Genomic DNA, 14,748 nt, shown 5'->3' on the forward strand with positions numbered 1-14,748 from the left:
GCGGGAGAACGGAACCATGTGGATCAAGCAACTCGATCATGTTCAGCTGGCCATGCCGAAAGGCGGGGAAGACAAGGCGCGTGCCTTTTATGGCGCTCTTCTCGGCATACCCGAGGTCGCCAAGCCGCAGAATCTTATCGCAAGAGGCGGTTGCTGGTTTGAAAGCGGCGCATTGAAAATTCATTTGGGCGTCGATCCCGATTTTGTCCCGGCGCGCAAAGCGCATCCAGCTTTTATCGTCGGTGGCTTGAGGGCATTGGTGCAGAGGTTGACCGATGCCGGATGTGCCGTGACGGAAGATGAGCCTCTGGCGGGTTATAATCGCTGTTACGTTTCCGATCCATTTGGAAACCGCATAGAGCTGATGGAACCGACAACTCCGTGATCCTGAATTTGTCCGCACGGGCTGGATTAAGCTTCGCGAGCCAATGTTTGGGATCGCGGTGCTTATGGTTGATGTTTCGTTAACGGTATCGGGATAGGTTGATTGGAGCCTGATTTTTGGCCCTGATTTTAGCCTTGTTTCGCCCTGATAGAACACGCATGAGTCCTGTACGTCTTTTCAGCAAGCCCCGGCTGCTCGCTCTAGCGCGGGCGGGCTTTTTTGCGACCTGCGCCTTTTTGGGCGTGGTGGCCTTTCCGCAGCTCGGCTTGGCGCAGGACGCATTGCAGCAGCAGCGCGATCAGGCGGCTGGCGAATATGAAAAGCTGACCGGCGAGCTGACCGTATCCGGAGACAAGGTCAAGCAACTCGAGAGCGAAGTTGCGAGCCTCAAAAAGGATCAGGACACAATTACGGCGGCTCTGATCCAATCAGCCAAGACCGACAAGAAACTGCAGCAGGACATTACAGATATCGCGGAAAAACTGGTCTCCCTGCATGAGCAGGAGGCTGGCATTCGCACGTCGCTACGGGCGCGGCGCGGGGTTCTGGCCGAAGTGCTGGCTGCCTTGCAGCGCATGGGGCTTAACCCGCCTCCTGCTATTCTGGTTCGCCCCGACGATGCCCTTGCCTCAGTGCGCAGTGCAGTGCTGCTTGGTGCAGTGGTGCCGGAAATGCGCGAGCAGGTGGAAGAGCTGACAGGCGATCTGAAAGATATGCAGACGGTGACCGCTTCCATTACGCAGGAGCGCGAAAAGCTGCAACAGACCCGCACCACGCAGGCTGAGGAACAGAAGCGCCAGTCGCTTTTGCTCGATGAAAAGAAGAAGCTGCAGGCACAGTCGGAACAGGAAATGGAAGCGCAGCGCAAGCGTTCCGAAGAACTGGCGGCCAAGGCAGACAGCCTCAAGGACCTGATCGACGGGCTCGACAAGCAGATGGCCGGTGTGCGTGATGCCGCCGATGCCGCGCGCAAGGCCGAGGCCGACCGTCTGGCATCAGCCCAGGAGCGGGCTGGCGAGGCGACGCCGGATGACAATCATCTGCGCGCACAGACGAATTTTGCCTCCTTGCAGGGAAAACTGGTTTTGCCCGCTGCGGGCAAGACGTCGCGCCGCTTTGGCGACAAGGATGGTGCTGGTGGCGCCATGATGGGGCAGGTGCTGGAAACCTTGCCTTCTGCCACGATTACGTCACCTTCCGATGGCGTTGTGCTTTATGCGGGACCGTTTAGATCTTACGGGCAACTCTTGATCCTCGATGCGGGCAATGGATATCATATCGTGATGGCAGGCATGGGGCGAATCGACGTGGCGCAAGGCCAGTTTGTACTGGCGGGCGAACCGGTCGGGGCGATGGGAGATAAACTTCTCGCGAGTGTTGCGCCGATAGAGGTGGGCAATGGTGCGCCGTTGCTTTACATTGAATTTCGAAAAGATGGAAAACCCGTCGATCCGGCCCCTTGGTGGACCGAGCGGCTTTCTGGAAGGACGTAAAAATGATACGTAAACTGTCGCTGCTGTTCGCCGGGGCCCTGATGGGGGCATCCGCCATGGTGATGGTGCAGGGCGCTCCAGCTTCGACGGCTTTCGCAGCCGCCAAGGATGCTGACGTCTATAAGGACCTGGCGCTTTTCGGCGATATTTTCGAACGTGTGCGCGCGCAATATGTGACGCCGCCGGATGACAAGAAGCTGACGGAAAGCGCCATCAACGGCATGCTGACCTCGCTCGATCCGCATTCGTCCTATCTCAATCCGGAAGCCGCGCAGGATATGCGCGTGCAGACCAAGGGTGAATTCGGCGGTCTCGGCATTGAAGTCACCATGGACAATGATCTTGTGAAGGTCATTGCGCCGATCGACGATACGCCTGCCTCGAAGGCCGGTGTTCTCGCAGGCGATCTGATCACCAAGATCGACGGTCAGGAAGTGCGCGGCCTCAGCCTCAGTGATGCGGTTGACAAAATGCGCGGCGAAATCGGCTCCTCGATTGAGCTGACGCTCATGCGTCAGGGTGTCGACAAGCCGATCACACTCAAGATCGCGCGTGCCGTCATCAAGGTGAAGGCCGTTCGTTATCGTGTCGAGAACGATGTCGGTTATGTGCGCGTGATTTCCTTCACCGAACAGACGGCTGACGATCTCGGCAAGGCGATCAAGGACATTCAGAGCAAGATTCCGGGCGACAAGCTCAAGGGCTTCGTGCTCGATCTGCGCCTCAATCCGGGTGGTTTGCTCGATCAGGCTGTCGCTGTCTCCGATGCCTTCCTCGACAAGGGTGAAGTTGTTTCGACCCGTGGCCGCGATCCGCAGGACGTGACCCGCTTCGATGCCCGCAAGGGCGATCTGACGGATGGCAAGCCGGTAATCGTTCTCATCAATGGCGGTTCGGCCAGCGCGTCGGAAATCGTTGCTGGCGCGCTTCAGGACCATCGCCGTGCGACGGTTCTCGGCACGCAGTCCTTCGGCAAGGGGTCGGTGCAGACGATCATCCCGCTTGGCGAAAACGGATCGCTGCGTCTAACCACAGCGCTTTATTATACGCCGTCGGGCAAGTCGATCCAGGGCAAGGGTATCACGCCTGACATCAAGGTCGATCAGCCATTGCCGCCGGAATTGAAGGGTGAAGACGTCGTTCGCGGCGAATCCGAACTCAAGGGCCACATCAAGGGCAATGCCGAAGATGATAACGGCTCCGGTTCGTCGGCCTATGTTCCTGCCGATCCAAAGGACGATATCCAGCTCAATGAAGCTCTGAAGCTCCTGCGTGGCGAAGTGGCAAATGCCGCATTCCCGCCGGATCCGAAGAAGGGCGTGTTGAACTGATCGTTCCATGCTGGATCTGAACAGCCCGCTAGGACTGGATAAGAAACCGCGAAAGCGCGGGAGCGAACGCTCCCGCGCTTTTCGTTGGTCTTTGCTTGGCTTAGGTGCAGCAGTGGTTCTGGGTGTAGCGGGTGGCACGATGTTCACCGTCTGGCAAACCAACCGCGATGCTTTTCGCAAGCCTGAAAAAGCCGTGGTTGCCGAGACGCAAACGCCGCCCGACGCCGCAGCCAAAGCGGGTCAGCAGGCATTAACCGCGACTGGCAACACACCTGCGCCGGGAACCGTTTTGCGCGGCACCGGAGGGCAGCAAACCGGCCCGGCAATCATCAAGGTCACGCCTGATATGCCAAATGTCACGGCCGGGACGGCGGATGGCAATGTTGTCGTCGTGCAGAACCAGCACAAGACGGGGCAGGATCCACGGGTCGCGCATCTGCCGGAAAAAGAACTGGTAGAGCAAAGCGCGACCGGGCCGTTGCCTGCGCGCGGCTCTGACGGCTTGCGGCCGATGGATGCCTATGCCGTCGGCTGGTCGGGTGCGCGGGGCGCAAGGATCGCGCTGGTCATTGGCGGGCTTGGCCTGTCACAGACCGGTAGCATGGAAGCTGTAGAGAAGCTGCCATCGGAAGTGACGCTGGCCTTCGCGCCGCAGGGTAACAGCCTGCAACGCTGGATGCAGGCGGCGCGTCAGAACGGCCATGAGCTTTTGCTGCAATTGCCGATGGAGCCATTCGACTATCCGCGCATCAATCCCGGGCGCAACACGCTGACCGTGGATGACGGAGCCGCCAAAAACCAGACGTCGCTTTTGTGGGCGTTGTCACGCATGACAAATTATGCCGGTGTGATGAACTATATGGGCGCACGCTTTACCGGCGAGGCGGATGCATTTGCGCCGGTGCTGGGCGAGATCGGCAGGCGCGGGCTTTATTATCTGGATGATGGTACGTCTGCCCGCAGTCAGGCCGATCAGATCGCGCAAAAGGACGCCGTGCCCTATGCGGCAGCCGATGTGCTGATCGATGCGTCGCAGGATCGCTCGGCGGTGCTCGACCGGCTCAATGAGCTGGAACGCATTGCGCGCGCCAATGGCAGCGCAATTGGCACCGGCTCCGCATTCGGCGTGACCGTCGATGCAGTGCGGGATTGGGCGAATGAGGTCAAGAAGCGCGGCATCGAAATCGTTCCCGTTTCGGCGCTGGTTCGCGACCCGGAACGACACTAGTTGTTTTTACGCATTATCCTACGCAAAACCGCTACGCACTTTTGCTGGAAATGCTGCATATCATGGAGAATGTCATGTCGAAGCACAAAGGCCCCGTCGATCCTGAAAGCTTGCCCTACCGCCCCTGTGTCGGGCTGATGGTGCTGAACAAGGCCGGTCTCGTCTGGGCCGGTCATCGCATCGTCATTCCGGGCGATGAGATGGATGGCGCAACGCAGCTCTGGCAGATGCCGCAGGGCGGCATCGACAAGGGCGAAGACCCGGTCGAAGCCGCATTGCGCGAACTTTATGAAGAAACCGGCATGAAGTCGGTCTCGCTGCTTGCCGAAGCGCCGGACTGGATCAATTATGATCTGCCCCCGCATCTGGTGGGGCAGGCGCTCAAGGGCAAATATCGCGGCCAGACTCAGAAATGGTTTGCCTATCGGTTCGAGGGCGATGAAAGCGAGATCGCGATCAATCCGCCGCCCGGTGGTCACACGGCTGAATTCGACAGCTGGGACTGGAAGCCGATGCAGCAGCTGCCGGAACTGATCGTGCCGTTCAAGCGCAAGGTCTACGAGGAAGTCGTCGCCGCATTCCGGCATCTGGCGCCGTAATTTTCAGGCACATCCTGAAAAATGCGAGGCTGTTTCAGGATGTGCTCAAATTTTCGCACCCCTCTTGTGTGCTCGACCAACATATTGTCAACTCACTCCAGATGCGTCGGGTGACGGCGCTCTAACCGTTTGTTTTGACGCACATCTCGTCCGAAAACCGTTTCACACTTTTCGGGATGTGCTCTGGAGGGAGAAAAGCGCATGGATGTTGGAAGTCTAATCGTATTTCTTTTTGTCGGTCTCGTTGCGGGCTGGCTGGCCGGCAAGGTCGTGCAGGGCGGTGGCTTCGGCATGATCGGCAATATTATTGTTGGTGTGATCGGCGCGTTCTTTGCAGGCTGGCTTTTGCCGCGCCTCGGCTTCTCCGTTGGCGGCGGGATCATTGCCTCGATCATCAACGCATTCATCGGCGCGGCAATACTTCTGATCATTCTGCGCATCGTCAAACGCGTCTGAGTATCAGTTCCACTTCTAGCAAGACCCGGCATTGTCGAAGCCGGGTCGTTTCCTTTCCCGAAGTCCAGTGAAATGACACCGAATTCCAAATTGTCGCTCGGTCTGGTTCTTACCGCATCGGCTGGTTTCGTTGATGCGATAGCCTTTCTGCAACTAGGCGGTTTCTTCGCTTCCTTCATGAGCGGCAATACCACGCAGCTCGGCGTCGCACTCGCGGGGCAACCCGGCGTTCAAGGCTCTGTGCTGGTCTGGTTTCCCGCCATCCTGATCATATTGTTCTTTTTGGGCGCGTTTTTCGGCACACTGACCGTGCGCGCCTATGGGCGCTGGGGCAGCCTCTATGTGATGGCCAGCGTCGTGGCGATCTTGCTGGCAGTGGGCGTGCTACGGCGGGAGGGATCGATGTTCATCCAGCCGGTGCTGCTGCTCGCCGCCGCGATGGGCGCGCAGAATGCTGCCGTCCAGCCCATAGGGGCGGCGCGTCTCGGCGTGACCTATGTGACCGGAACGCTTTTCAATGCCGCCGCCGACCTTGCCTGTTCGCTGCGCGGCGAAACGCCAAAGTGGCGCTGGTTGCAGCATGTTTCTGTCTGGCTGTCGCTGATGCTCGGTGCGGTTGCTGGTGGCCTTGGCCATGCTTTCATCGGCCTTGACGCATTGTTCGTTCCGGCTGCGATGATTGTGGGTGTTATGGCCGCCTATATGCGGCTCAATTGAGCATGCCTGCCCTCAACTGAATAGCGATTTTTCGCCTTCCACCAGTTCCGAGATGAGTGCCGATACGGCGGTCACGCGCCGCAATGTGCGGGCGGATTCGTGATAGGCGAGCCAATAGGCGCGCCGGATCACCCGGTCGGGCAGAACCGGCACAAGATCGGGGTCTGCGCGGGCGATGAACGAGTGCAGAATGCCTATGCCTGCACCTGCGCGCACCGCTTCCACCTGTCCCAGAGCGCTCGACACCTCGAAAGCTGGTTTCCAGTCGCGGCTGATTTCCGGCGCATAGGCAAGCGATGGGTTGATGACCAGATCTTCCACATAGCCGATCAGGCGATGGTGGTTGAGGTCGTCTGAATTTTCGGGCGTGCCGTTGGCTTCCAGATAGCTGCGGTGGGCATAAAGGCCGAGCGTATAATCGACCAGTCTGCGCGCGATGAGCCGTCCCTGATCCGGACGTTCGACGGTAATAGCGATATCGGCCTCGCGTCGGGACAGCGAGAAAGAACGCGGCACCGGTACCAGCTGGATGGTGAGGTCTGGATATTGCTGTGTCAGCCGAGCGAGGCGCGGTGCAAGAAAGGTCACGCCGAAACCATCCGGCGCGCCTATGCGCACTGTGCCTGAAACCGCGACATCCGCATTGCCAACCTGCGCGCGGGCGGACAGCATTTCCGCTTCCATGCGCTCGGCGGCGAGTAGAAATTCCTCACCCGCCTGTGTCAGCGTCGAACCATTGGTCCGGCGCGTCAGAAGCGTGGTGGAAAGCGCTGTTTCAAGTGCCGTCAGCCGTCGCGCCACAGTGGTGTGGTTCAGGCCAAGCCGCTTGGCCGCGCCCAGAATCTGGCCCGAGCGCGCGACCGCGAGGAATATGCGAATATCATCCCAGTTCATAATGTACTTTGCCTGACCATGATCTTGTCCGAAAACCGCTTCGCACTTTTCGGGATCATGTTTCGTACTATAAAAAATGCACAACGGATACGCTTTTCAGCGCCTTGCAATCATGAATTTGCAGAGTCAGGATAGGTGCAACGATGAGGGCAGGGTATGTTCTCATAAACGGTAATCAGGGAGGTTTCTCGATGCGCAATATCGGACATTTCATCGGCGGCAAGCATGTTGCCGGTAATAGCGGTCGCACCGCCGACGTTTTCCAGCCGCTCGACGGCACGGTACAGGCCAAAGTCGCGCTTGCCACCAAGGCTGAAGTGCGCGCCGCTGTCGAAAACGCCAAGGCTGCACAGCCTGCATGGGGAGCGACCAACCCGCAGCGCCGCGTGCGCATCCTGCGCAAGTTCCTTGAACTCGTTGAAGCCGAATATGACAGCTTGGCCGAACTGCTGGCGCGTGAGCATGGCAAGACCATTGCCGACGCCAAGGGCGACATTCAGCGCGGTCTCGAAGTGGTGGAAGTCTGCCTCGGTTCCGCACACATGCTGAAAGGCGAATTCACCGACAATGCCGGCACGGGCATCGACACCTATTCCATGCGCCAGCCGCTCGGCGTTGTTGCCGGCATCACCCCGTTCAACTTCCCGGCCATGATCCCGCTCTGGAAGGCCGGTCCGGCAATTGCCTGCGGCAACGCCTTCATTCTGAAGCCGTCCGAGCGTGACCCGGGTGTCCCGATGCGTCTGGCTGAACTGTTCATGGAAGCTGGTCTGCCAGCCGGTATTTTCAACGTCGTCAACGGCGACAAGGATTCTGTCGATGCACTGCTCGACGATCCGGATGTACAGGCCATCGGCTTCGTTGGTTCCACGCCGATTGCCCAGTATATCTATGGTCGCGGCTGCTCGAACGGCAAGCGCGTGCAGTGCTTCGGCGGCGCGAAGAACCACATGCTCATCATGCCGGACGCGGATATGGACCAGACCGTCGATGCGCTCATCGGCGCTGGTTACGGCTCGGCAGGCGAACGCTGCATGGCAATTTCCGTGGCCGTTCCTGTCGGTGAAGACACCGCCAACCGCCTGATGGAAAAGCTCATCCCGCGCGTTGAATCGCTCAAGATCGGCCCGTCCACCGACAATTCCGCCGATTACGGCCCGGTTGTCACGCAGGCCGCCCTTGACCGCATCCGCGGCTATGTCGATCTCGGTGTCGAAGAAGGCGCAAAGCTTGTTGTCGATGGCCGCAACTTCAAGATGCAGGGCTATGAAAATGGCTTCTACATGGGCGGCTGCCTGTTCGACAATGTGACGCGCGACATGCGCATCTATAAGGAAGAAATCTTCGGTCCGGTTCTCTCGGTCGTTCGCGCCAAGAACTACGAGGAAGCGCTGGCTCTGCCGAACGATCATGAATTTGGCAACGGCGTTGCCATTTTCACCCGTGACGGCGATGCGGCCCGCGATTTCGCAAGCCGTGTTCAGGTCGGCATGGTTGGTATCAATGTACCGATCCCGGTTCCGATCGCTTACTACACCTTCGGCGGCTGGAAGGCTTCCGGCTTCGGCGATCTCAACCAGCACGGACCGGATGCATTCCGCTTCTACACCAAGACCAAGACTGTCACCTCGCGCTGGCCGTCTGGGGTTAAGGATGGGGCTGAATTCGTCATCCCGACGATGAAGTAAGCCAGACGATTCTTTACGTTTGCGCGTCCTCGCTTCGCTGCGGGCGCGCGGCGTGGGGTTAAGGATGGGGCTGAATTCGTCATCCCGACGATGAAGTAAGGCGCCTTAATAGTCGCAATGTCTCACAGGAAACCCCGCCTTCAAGGCGGGGTTTTTCTTTCGCCGGTGGTTTCCGGTCTTTTGCGGTAGGATTCCTTGTCCGACTGTGCTACGGCGACGCTGTCCCCTTTCCTGAACGCAAAACGCTTCAGCAACGAAGAGACCGTTTCCTATGGCTGTCAGCTCAAAGCATATTCCCGCTCCCGATCTTCATCGGGTGCGCCGCGCCCTCCTTTCCGTTTCCGACAAAACCGGCCTGATCGAATTCGCCAAGGCGCTTCATGCGCATGGTGTCGAGATCCTCTCGACCGGCGGTACGGCCAAGTCCATTGCCGCAGAAGGCATTCCGGTTCGTGACGTTTCCGAAATCACCGGTTTTCCCGAAATCATGGATGGGCGCGTGAAGACGCTGCATCCGGCAGTCCATGGCGGTCTGCTCGCCGTGCGCAACGACCCGGAACATGTTGCCGCAATGGAAGAGCACAAGATCGGCGGCATCGATCTCGCCGTGATCAATCTCTATCCGTTTGAGGAAGTCCGCTTCCAGGGTGGCGATTACGACACCACGGTTGAGAATATCGATATTGGCGGCCCGGCGATGATCCGCGCTTCGGCCAAGAACCACGCCTATGTCGCAACTGTCGTGGATGCGACAGACTATGACGAGGTGGTCACCGAGCTTGAGAAGCATGGCGGTTCGCTGCCGCTCGCTTTCCGCAAGAAGCTTGCCGCAAAGGCCTTCTCGCGCACTGCGGCTTATGACGCGGCGATTTCCAACTGGTTTGCCGAAGCCATTGAAGAAGAAACGCCGGTCTGGCGTTCGGTTGCAGGCAAGCTGCATTCGGTCATGCGCTACGGTGAAAACCCGCACCAGACCGCAGGTTTCTATCTCTCTGGCGAAAAGCGCCCGGGCGTTGCCACGGCAACACAGCTTCAGGGCAAGCAGCTTTCCTACAATAATATCAACGATACCGATGCGGCATTCGAACTCGTTGCCGAGTTCGACCCGGCACGCACGGCTGCGGTTGCCATCATCAAGCACGCCAATCCGTGTGGCGTGGCGGAAGGCACATCTATCAAGGATGCCTATCTGAAGGCGCTGGCCTGCGATCCGGTGTCGGCATTTGGCGGTATTGTTGCGCTCAACAAGACGCTGGATGAAGATGCCGCCGAGGAAATCGTCAAGATTTTCACGGAAGTCATCATTGCTCCCGATGCAACGCAGGGTGCACAGGCCATCGTTGCCGCCAAGAAGAACCTGCGTCTGCTGGTGACGGGCGGCCTTCCTGATCCGCGCGCAAAGGGCATTGCCGCGAAGACAGTTGCCGGTGGTTTGCTGGTTCAATCACGCGACAACGGCGTTGTTGATGATCTCGACCTCAAGGTCGTGACCAAGCGCAGCCCGAGCGAAGCTGAACTGAACGACATGAAGTTCGCCTTCCGCATCGCCAAGCACGTGAAGTCGAACGCCATCGTCTATGTGAAGGACGGCGCAACGGTTGGTATTGGCGCAGGCCAGATGAGCCGTGTGGACTCCGCACGTATCGCTGCCCGCAAGGCAGAAGATGCGGCAGAAGCTGCCGGTCTCGCAGAACCGCTGACCAAGGGCTGTGTGGTCGCTTCCGACGCGTTCTTCCCGTTTGCAGACGGTCTACTTTCGGCTGTTCAGGCGGGTGCCACGGCTGTGATTCAGCCCGGCGGCTCGATGCGTGACGAAGAAGTGATCGCTGCTGCCGATGAGCATGGCATTGCCATGGTGATGACCGGGATGCGTCATTTCCGCCATTAATTCATTGGTTTACAATCTGAAAACGAGCCCCGAAACGAAAAATTTCGGGGCTTTTTTGTTTTCGTTGAGTTTCGAATTGTTTCGTTTTACATTCGTTTGTAAGCGGTCGCGCAAATGCGAGCATGCTTTGCATCAGAAGGAGGGTGCCCACGGCACAAGCGGAGCGTTTCATCACCTGATGTAAACTGAATAGGTTTTACAGAAAGATATTCGACGGGAGGATACCGTGAGTACGAAGCAATTTATCGGTTCCATTGATCAGGGAACCACCAGCACACGCTGCATCATTTTCGATCAGCAAGGCGATATCATCGCCATGGATCAGCGCGAGCATGAGCAGATTTACCCCAAGGCTGGCTGGGTCGAGCACAACCCGCTTGAGATCTGGCGCAACACGCAGCATGTCGTCGCCGAGGCGCTGAAGAAGGCCAAGCTGACGGCGGCAGATATTGCCGCTGTCGGCATTACCAATCAGCGCGAGACAACGCTGCTCTGGGACAAGGCCACCGGCCAGCCGCTCTACAATGCGCTGGTCTGGATGGATACGCGCACTGCTGACCTCGTGTCGCAATATACCAAAGACGGTGGCGCGGATCGTCTGCGCGCCAAAACCGGCCTGCCGATTGCCACCTATTTTTCCGGACTGAAACTGCGCTGGATTCTCGACAATGTTCCGGGCGCCCGCGAAAAGGCCGAGGCGGGCGAGGCGCTGTTTGGCACCATCGATACGTGGCTGGCCTGGAACCTGACCGGCGGCCCGAAGGGCGGCATTCACATCACTGATGTCACCAATGCCTCGCGCACACAGCTGATGGATATTGCAAGTTTGCAATGGGACGCGGAAATTCTCGACCTTTTCCATATTCCCCGTGCCTGTCTGCCGGAGATACGCTCCTCAAGCGAGGTCTATGGCGAGATTACCGTCCGGGCCCTGAACGGCGTAAAGCTCGCCGGTATTCTCGGCGATCAGCAGGCTGCGCTTTTCGGACAGGCCTGTCTGGAGCCAGGTGCGGCCAAAAACACCTATGGTACGGGCTGCTTCATGCTGATGAATACGGGCGACAAGCTCGTTTCGTCGAATTATGGCCTGCTGACCACCGTCGCCTACAAGCTCGGTGATGCCAAGCCCTCCTATGCACTGGAAGGCTCCATCGCCATTACCGGGGCGCTGGTGCAGTGGCTGCGCGACAATCTTGGCATTATTCGCAATAGCAGCGATATCGAGACGCTCGCCCGCACCGTCGACGATAATGGCGACGTCTATTTCGTGCCTGCATTTTCCGGGCTTTACGCGCCGCATTGGGAATCGTCGGCGCGTGGCGTTATTGCCGGGCTGACCCGCTTTGCCAATAAGGGCCATATTGCCCGCGCGGCGCTCGAAGCAAGCTGCTATCAGGTGCGTGAGGTGCTGGAAGCAATGGTGAAGGATTCCGGCGTCGAGATCAGTGAACTGCGCGCTGATGGCGGCATGACCGTCAACGACTTCGTCATGCAGTTTCAGGCCGATATTCTACACGTGCCAGTGGTTCGCCCAAAGATCGTGGAAACCACGGCGCTGGGTGCGGCTTACTCCGCTGGCCTTGCCGTCGGCTATTGGAAATCCACGGAAGATGTCGTGGAAAACTGGCAGGTTGGTCATCGCTGGCATCCGAAAATGCCGAAGAAGGAGCGGGAGAGCCTTTTCGCATCCTGGGAAAAAGCGGTGCAACGCTCCCTGAACTGGGTGGATTGAAGCTGAAGCTCGGTCGTTGAGACCGAGCGAAACAGAGAATTGCAAAACCTTTTTAGCAGGCCGGTGGGCATTACGCGTCCACCGGATGAATTTCTGCAATGTGAATTTTTTCGGGATGAGATTATGACCAGTGGTTTTTTCGGCGAATTCCTTGGCACGATGGTGCTGATCGTGCTTGGCGACGGGGTCGTCGCAAATGTGCTTCTGGCACAATCCAAGGGACAGAATTCCGGCTGGATCGTTATTTCGGTCGGCTGGGGTCTGGCCGTGCTCTGCGGCGTTATGGTTTCAGTTGCGGCGGGGGCTGCCGGCCATCTCAACCCTGCCGTCACGCTCGCTTTCTATGCGGCGGGGAGCTTTCCGGCTGCGGAAGTGGTTCCCTATATCGCCGCGCAATTGCTGGGTGCTTTTGTGGGGGCAGTGCTTGTCTATCTTGCCTATCTCCCGCATTGGAAGCCGACCACGGATAAGGCGCTGAAACTTGGCGTGTTTTGCACGGCCCCGGCAATCCGCAACATTCCAGCCAATTGTGTGACTGAAATCATCGGCACTTTCGTGCTTGTCTTCGTGGTCATCGCGATTGGTGCCAAGGCTGTTGGCGCCGATGGCGTTCTCGCTCCGCTGATGGTTGGTCTTCTCGTGTGGGCACTCGGCGTTTCGCTTGGCGGGCCGACAGGATATGCCATCAATCCGGCGCGTGATCTTGGACCGCGTATCGCGCATGCGCTCTTGCCGATTCCAGGTAAGGGCGGTTCTGACTGGTCTTATGCCTGGGTGCCCGTTGCCGCGCCGATCGTCGGCGGTCTGCTGGCCATCGGCGCGGCCAGCGCGGTCGGCATGATGTAAGTTGAGGTCACGGAGCTGGTGCGATTATTCTCGCGCCAGTTTTCACGCAGGGCGCTCGGCTGGATAGGGCGTCATTTTCGTCAGATAGAGACCCGCGGCGAAGAAAATCACCAGCACTGCCATTCCAATTGCTGCCGATCCGCTGATTGCCGTCACGGTTGCGATCAGAAATGGGGCCAGAAAGCTGGTCGCACGACCAGCCAGCGCGTAGATGCCGAAATAACGGCCGGACTCTTCCGGCTGGATGCTGCGTGCAAACCACGAGCGCGATGACGCCTGCACGGGGCCAAAGGCCGCGCCGATCATCAGGCCATAAATCAGATAGGCATGTTCTGCGGGCGTCGAGAAAAGTCCCTGCGCGGTGCTTTCCGCAAAGGGAAGCAGCCCGAAAAACGTGTAGTCACGCCCTGTCGATACGATACCGAGCGTGGCGAGCAGCAGCAGCACCAGCGACCCGATAACCACGGCTTTCGAGCCGAAGCGCGTATCCACGCGGCTGGCGGCAAGGCAACTGAAGATCGCCATGACATTGAGGATCATACCGAACAGTCCGATCTCGGTAATCGACCAGTGGAACATGGCTGCGGCATAGCCTCCGCCCAGCGCCAGCAAAGCGTTGACGCCATCCTGATAGACCATGCGGGCAATCAGAAAGCGCATGATGCCGGAGCGCTGGCGCACTTCGCGCAGCGTGGCTTTCAGTTCCGAAAGACCATGACGCATCGCCTTGAACAAAGGCTCGCCCCGCGCCGAATCCGGCGTGAAGAGGAACATCGGCAGCACGAAGACCAGATACCAGAGCGCTGCGAGCGGGCCTGTAATGCGAGCATCTTCGCCGGTTGTAGGGTCGAGGCCGAAAAGCGGTTCAATGCCGATGATCGTCTTGCCGGTTTGCGGCGATCCGGCCAGAAACAGCACGACGAAGATCAGCATGATCATGCCGCCCAGATAGCCAAGCCCCCAGGCGATGTTGGAGATACGTCCAATATCCGCGCGCGGCACGAGGCGCGGCATCATGGAATCATTGAAGACAATGGAGAATTCGGCGGCAGTCGAGGCGATTGCGAAGACCAGCAGCACCCAGAACAGACTAGCGCCCGGTGCGGCGAACCAGAGGAGCGACAGGCTGACGATCTTCAAAACGGCAAAGAAGCCGATCCAGGGTTTGCGTGCGCCCGTACGGTCCGAAACAGCACCCAGAACTGGCGACAGAACGGCAATGATAAAGCCCGCCGCAGCGATGCCATAGCCCCATGCAACCTGTCCGGCTTCCGGGTTTGCCGCCATGCGGGAGATGAAATAGGGGCCGAAAACGAAGGTTGTGACGACGGTGAAAAACGGTTGCGCCGCCCAGTCGAACAGCATCCAGCCCCATATGCCGCGACGAGATGCGTAGCTGCGTTCGCTGACTGCCTGATCGGTCAAATGCCACTCCCTTGCGAATGTGGCCGGAGCTTATACGGACCATGGTTGCCCGACAAGAAATGAAAA

Annotated in this window: 13 protein-coding genes; 11 read left to right on the forward strand and 2 right to left on the reverse strand. The window is 58.7% G+C overall.

Annotated features, from left to right (window positions below; translation table 11 throughout):
- Positions 1-16 precede the first annotated feature (16 nt).
- From QBD01_RS21800 to QBD01_RS21830, 7 genes are all read left to right on the forward strand, one after another.
- On the forward strand, positions 17-385 hold the full coding sequence (locus tag QBD01_RS21800; protein ID WP_280994507.1) for a VOC family protein: 369 nt from the start codon (positions 17-19) through the stop codon (positions 383-385).
- Positions 386-543: 158 nt separating this feature from the next.
- A complete protein-coding gene (locus QBD01_RS21805) occupies positions 544-1,878 on the forward strand; it encodes a murein hydrolase activator EnvC (RefSeq protein WP_280994508.1) in 1,335 nt (444 codons plus the stop codon).
- A gap of 2 nt (positions 1,879-1,880) precedes the next feature.
- Positions 1,881-3,209, forward strand: a complete 1,329-nt coding sequence (locus QBD01_RS21810; RefSeq protein ID WP_280994509.1) for a S41 family peptidase — start codon at positions 1,881-1,883, stop codon at positions 3,207-3,209.
- A 7-nt stretch (positions 3,210-3,216) separates the two neighbouring features.
- Positions 3,217-4,437 carry a divergent polysaccharide deacetylase family protein gene (locus QBD01_RS21815; RefSeq protein WP_280994510.1) on the forward strand — a complete coding sequence of 407 codons (1,221 nt, stop codon included), beginning with the start codon at positions 3,217-3,219 and terminating at the stop codon, positions 4,435-4,437.
- Positions 4,438-4,511: 74 nt separating this feature from the next.
- Positions 4,512-5,036: an RNA pyrophosphohydrolase gene (locus QBD01_RS21820; protein WP_078340931.1), complete on the forward strand. Its 525-nt coding sequence runs from the start codon at positions 4,512-4,514 to the stop codon at positions 5,034-5,036.
- Between the two features lie 201 nt (positions 5,037-5,237).
- Complete coding sequence (locus QBD01_RS21825; RefSeq protein ID WP_078340905.1) at positions 5,238-5,492, forward strand: GlsB/YeaQ/YmgE family stress response membrane protein; 255 nt, start codon at positions 5,238-5,240, stop codon at positions 5,490-5,492.
- Between the two features lie 72 nt (positions 5,493-5,564).
- Positions 5,565-6,209: a YoaK family protein gene (locus tag QBD01_RS21830; RefSeq protein WP_280994511.1), complete on the forward strand. Its 645-nt coding sequence runs from the start codon at positions 5,565-5,567 to the stop codon at positions 6,207-6,209.
- Positions 6,210-6,221: 12 nt separating this feature from the next.
- Here the strand turns inward: QBD01_RS21830 and QBD01_RS21835 are convergent, their stop codons facing one another.
- Complete coding sequence (locus QBD01_RS21835) at positions 6,222-7,103, reverse strand: LysR family transcriptional regulator (protein WP_078340930.1); 882 nt, start codon at positions 7,101-7,103, stop codon at positions 6,222-6,224.
- Positions 7,104-7,294: 191 nt separating this feature from the next.
- Here QBD01_RS21835 and QBD01_RS21840 point away from each other — a divergent pair, with 191 nt between their 5' ends.
- The 4 genes from QBD01_RS21840 (at position 7,295) to QBD01_RS21855 (ending at position 13,257) form a co-directional block, all read left to right on the forward strand.
- Complete coding sequence (locus QBD01_RS21840) at positions 7,295-8,791, forward strand: CoA-acylating methylmalonate-semialdehyde dehydrogenase (protein ID WP_182521750.1); 1,497 nt, start codon at positions 7,295-7,297, stop codon at positions 8,789-8,791.
- A gap of 271 nt (positions 8,792-9,062) precedes the next feature.
- A complete protein-coding gene (gene purH, locus QBD01_RS21845) occupies positions 9,063-10,679 on the forward strand; it encodes a bifunctional phosphoribosylaminoimidazolecarboxamide formyltransferase/IMP cyclohydrolase (protein WP_280994512.1) in 1,617 nt (538 codons plus the stop codon).
- Positions 10,680-10,905: 226 nt separating this feature from the next.
- Positions 10,906-12,411, forward strand: coding sequence for a glycerol kinase GlpK (gene glpK, locus QBD01_RS21850; protein WP_280994513.1), 1,506 nt, complete (start codon positions 10,906-10,908; stop codon positions 12,409-12,411).
- A 123-nt stretch (positions 12,412-12,534) separates the two neighbouring features.
- Complete coding sequence (locus QBD01_RS21855; protein ID WP_280994514.1) at positions 12,535-13,257, forward strand: MIP/aquaporin family protein; 723 nt, start codon at positions 12,535-12,537, stop codon at positions 13,255-13,257.
- A gap of 42 nt (positions 13,258-13,299) precedes the next feature.
- Here QBD01_RS21855 and QBD01_RS21860 read toward each other — a convergent pair whose 3' ends face one another.
- Entirely contained in the window at positions 13,300-14,682 is a 1,383-nt protein-coding gene (locus QBD01_RS21860; RefSeq protein ID WP_280994515.1) for an MFS transporter, read from the reverse strand.
- Positions 14,683-14,748 lie beyond the last annotated feature (66 nt).

Origin of the sequence: Ochrobactrum sp. 19YEA23, assembly GCF_029909865.1 — a bacterium.
Lineage (GTDB): Bacteria > Pseudomonadota > Alphaproteobacteria > Rhizobiales > Rhizobiaceae > Brucella > Brucella gambitense.

What these genes read in the sequence shown, in the direction of transcription:
- QBD01_RS21800 (WP_280994507.1), top strand. Translation starts at nt 17, where the DNA reads ATGTGGATCAAGCAACTCGATCATGTTCAGCTGGCCATGCCGAAAGGC.
- QBD01_RS21805 (WP_280994508.1), top strand. Translation starts at nt 544, where the DNA reads ATGAGTCCTGTACGTCTTTTCAGCAAGCCCCGGCTGCTCGCTCTAGCG.
- QBD01_RS21810 (WP_280994509.1), top strand. Translation starts at nt 1,881, where the DNA reads ATGATACGTAAACTGTCGCTGCTGTTCGCCGGGGCCCTGATGGGGGCA.
- QBD01_RS21815 (WP_280994510.1), top strand. Translation starts at nt 3,217, where the DNA reads ATGCTGGATCTGAACAGCCCGCTAGGACTGGATAAGAAACCGCGAAAG.
- QBD01_RS21820 (WP_078340931.1), top strand. Translation starts at nt 4,512, where the DNA reads ATGTCGAAGCACAAAGGCCCCGTCGATCCTGAAAGCTTGCCCTACCGC.
- QBD01_RS21825 (WP_078340905.1), top strand. Translation starts at nt 5,238, where the DNA reads ATGGATGTTGGAAGTCTAATCGTATTTCTTTTTGTCGGTCTCGTTGCG.
- QBD01_RS21830 (WP_280994511.1), top strand. Translation starts at nt 5,565, where the DNA reads ATGACACCGAATTCCAAATTGTCGCTCGGTCTGGTTCTTACCGCATCG.
- QBD01_RS21835 (WP_078340930.1), bottom strand. Translation starts at nt 7,103, where the DNA reads ATGAACTGGGATGATATTCGCATATTCCTCGCGGTCGCGCGCTCGGGC.
- QBD01_RS21840 (WP_182521750.1), top strand. Translation starts at nt 7,295, where the DNA reads ATGCGCAATATCGGACATTTCATCGGCGGCAAGCATGTTGCCGGTAAT.
- purH (WP_280994512.1), top strand. Translation starts at nt 9,063, where the DNA reads ATGGCTGTCAGCTCAAAGCATATTCCCGCTCCCGATCTTCATCGGGTG.
- QBD01_RS21855 (WP_280994514.1), top strand. Translation starts at nt 12,535, where the DNA reads ATGACCAGTGGTTTTTTCGGCGAATTCCTTGGCACGATGGTGCTGATC.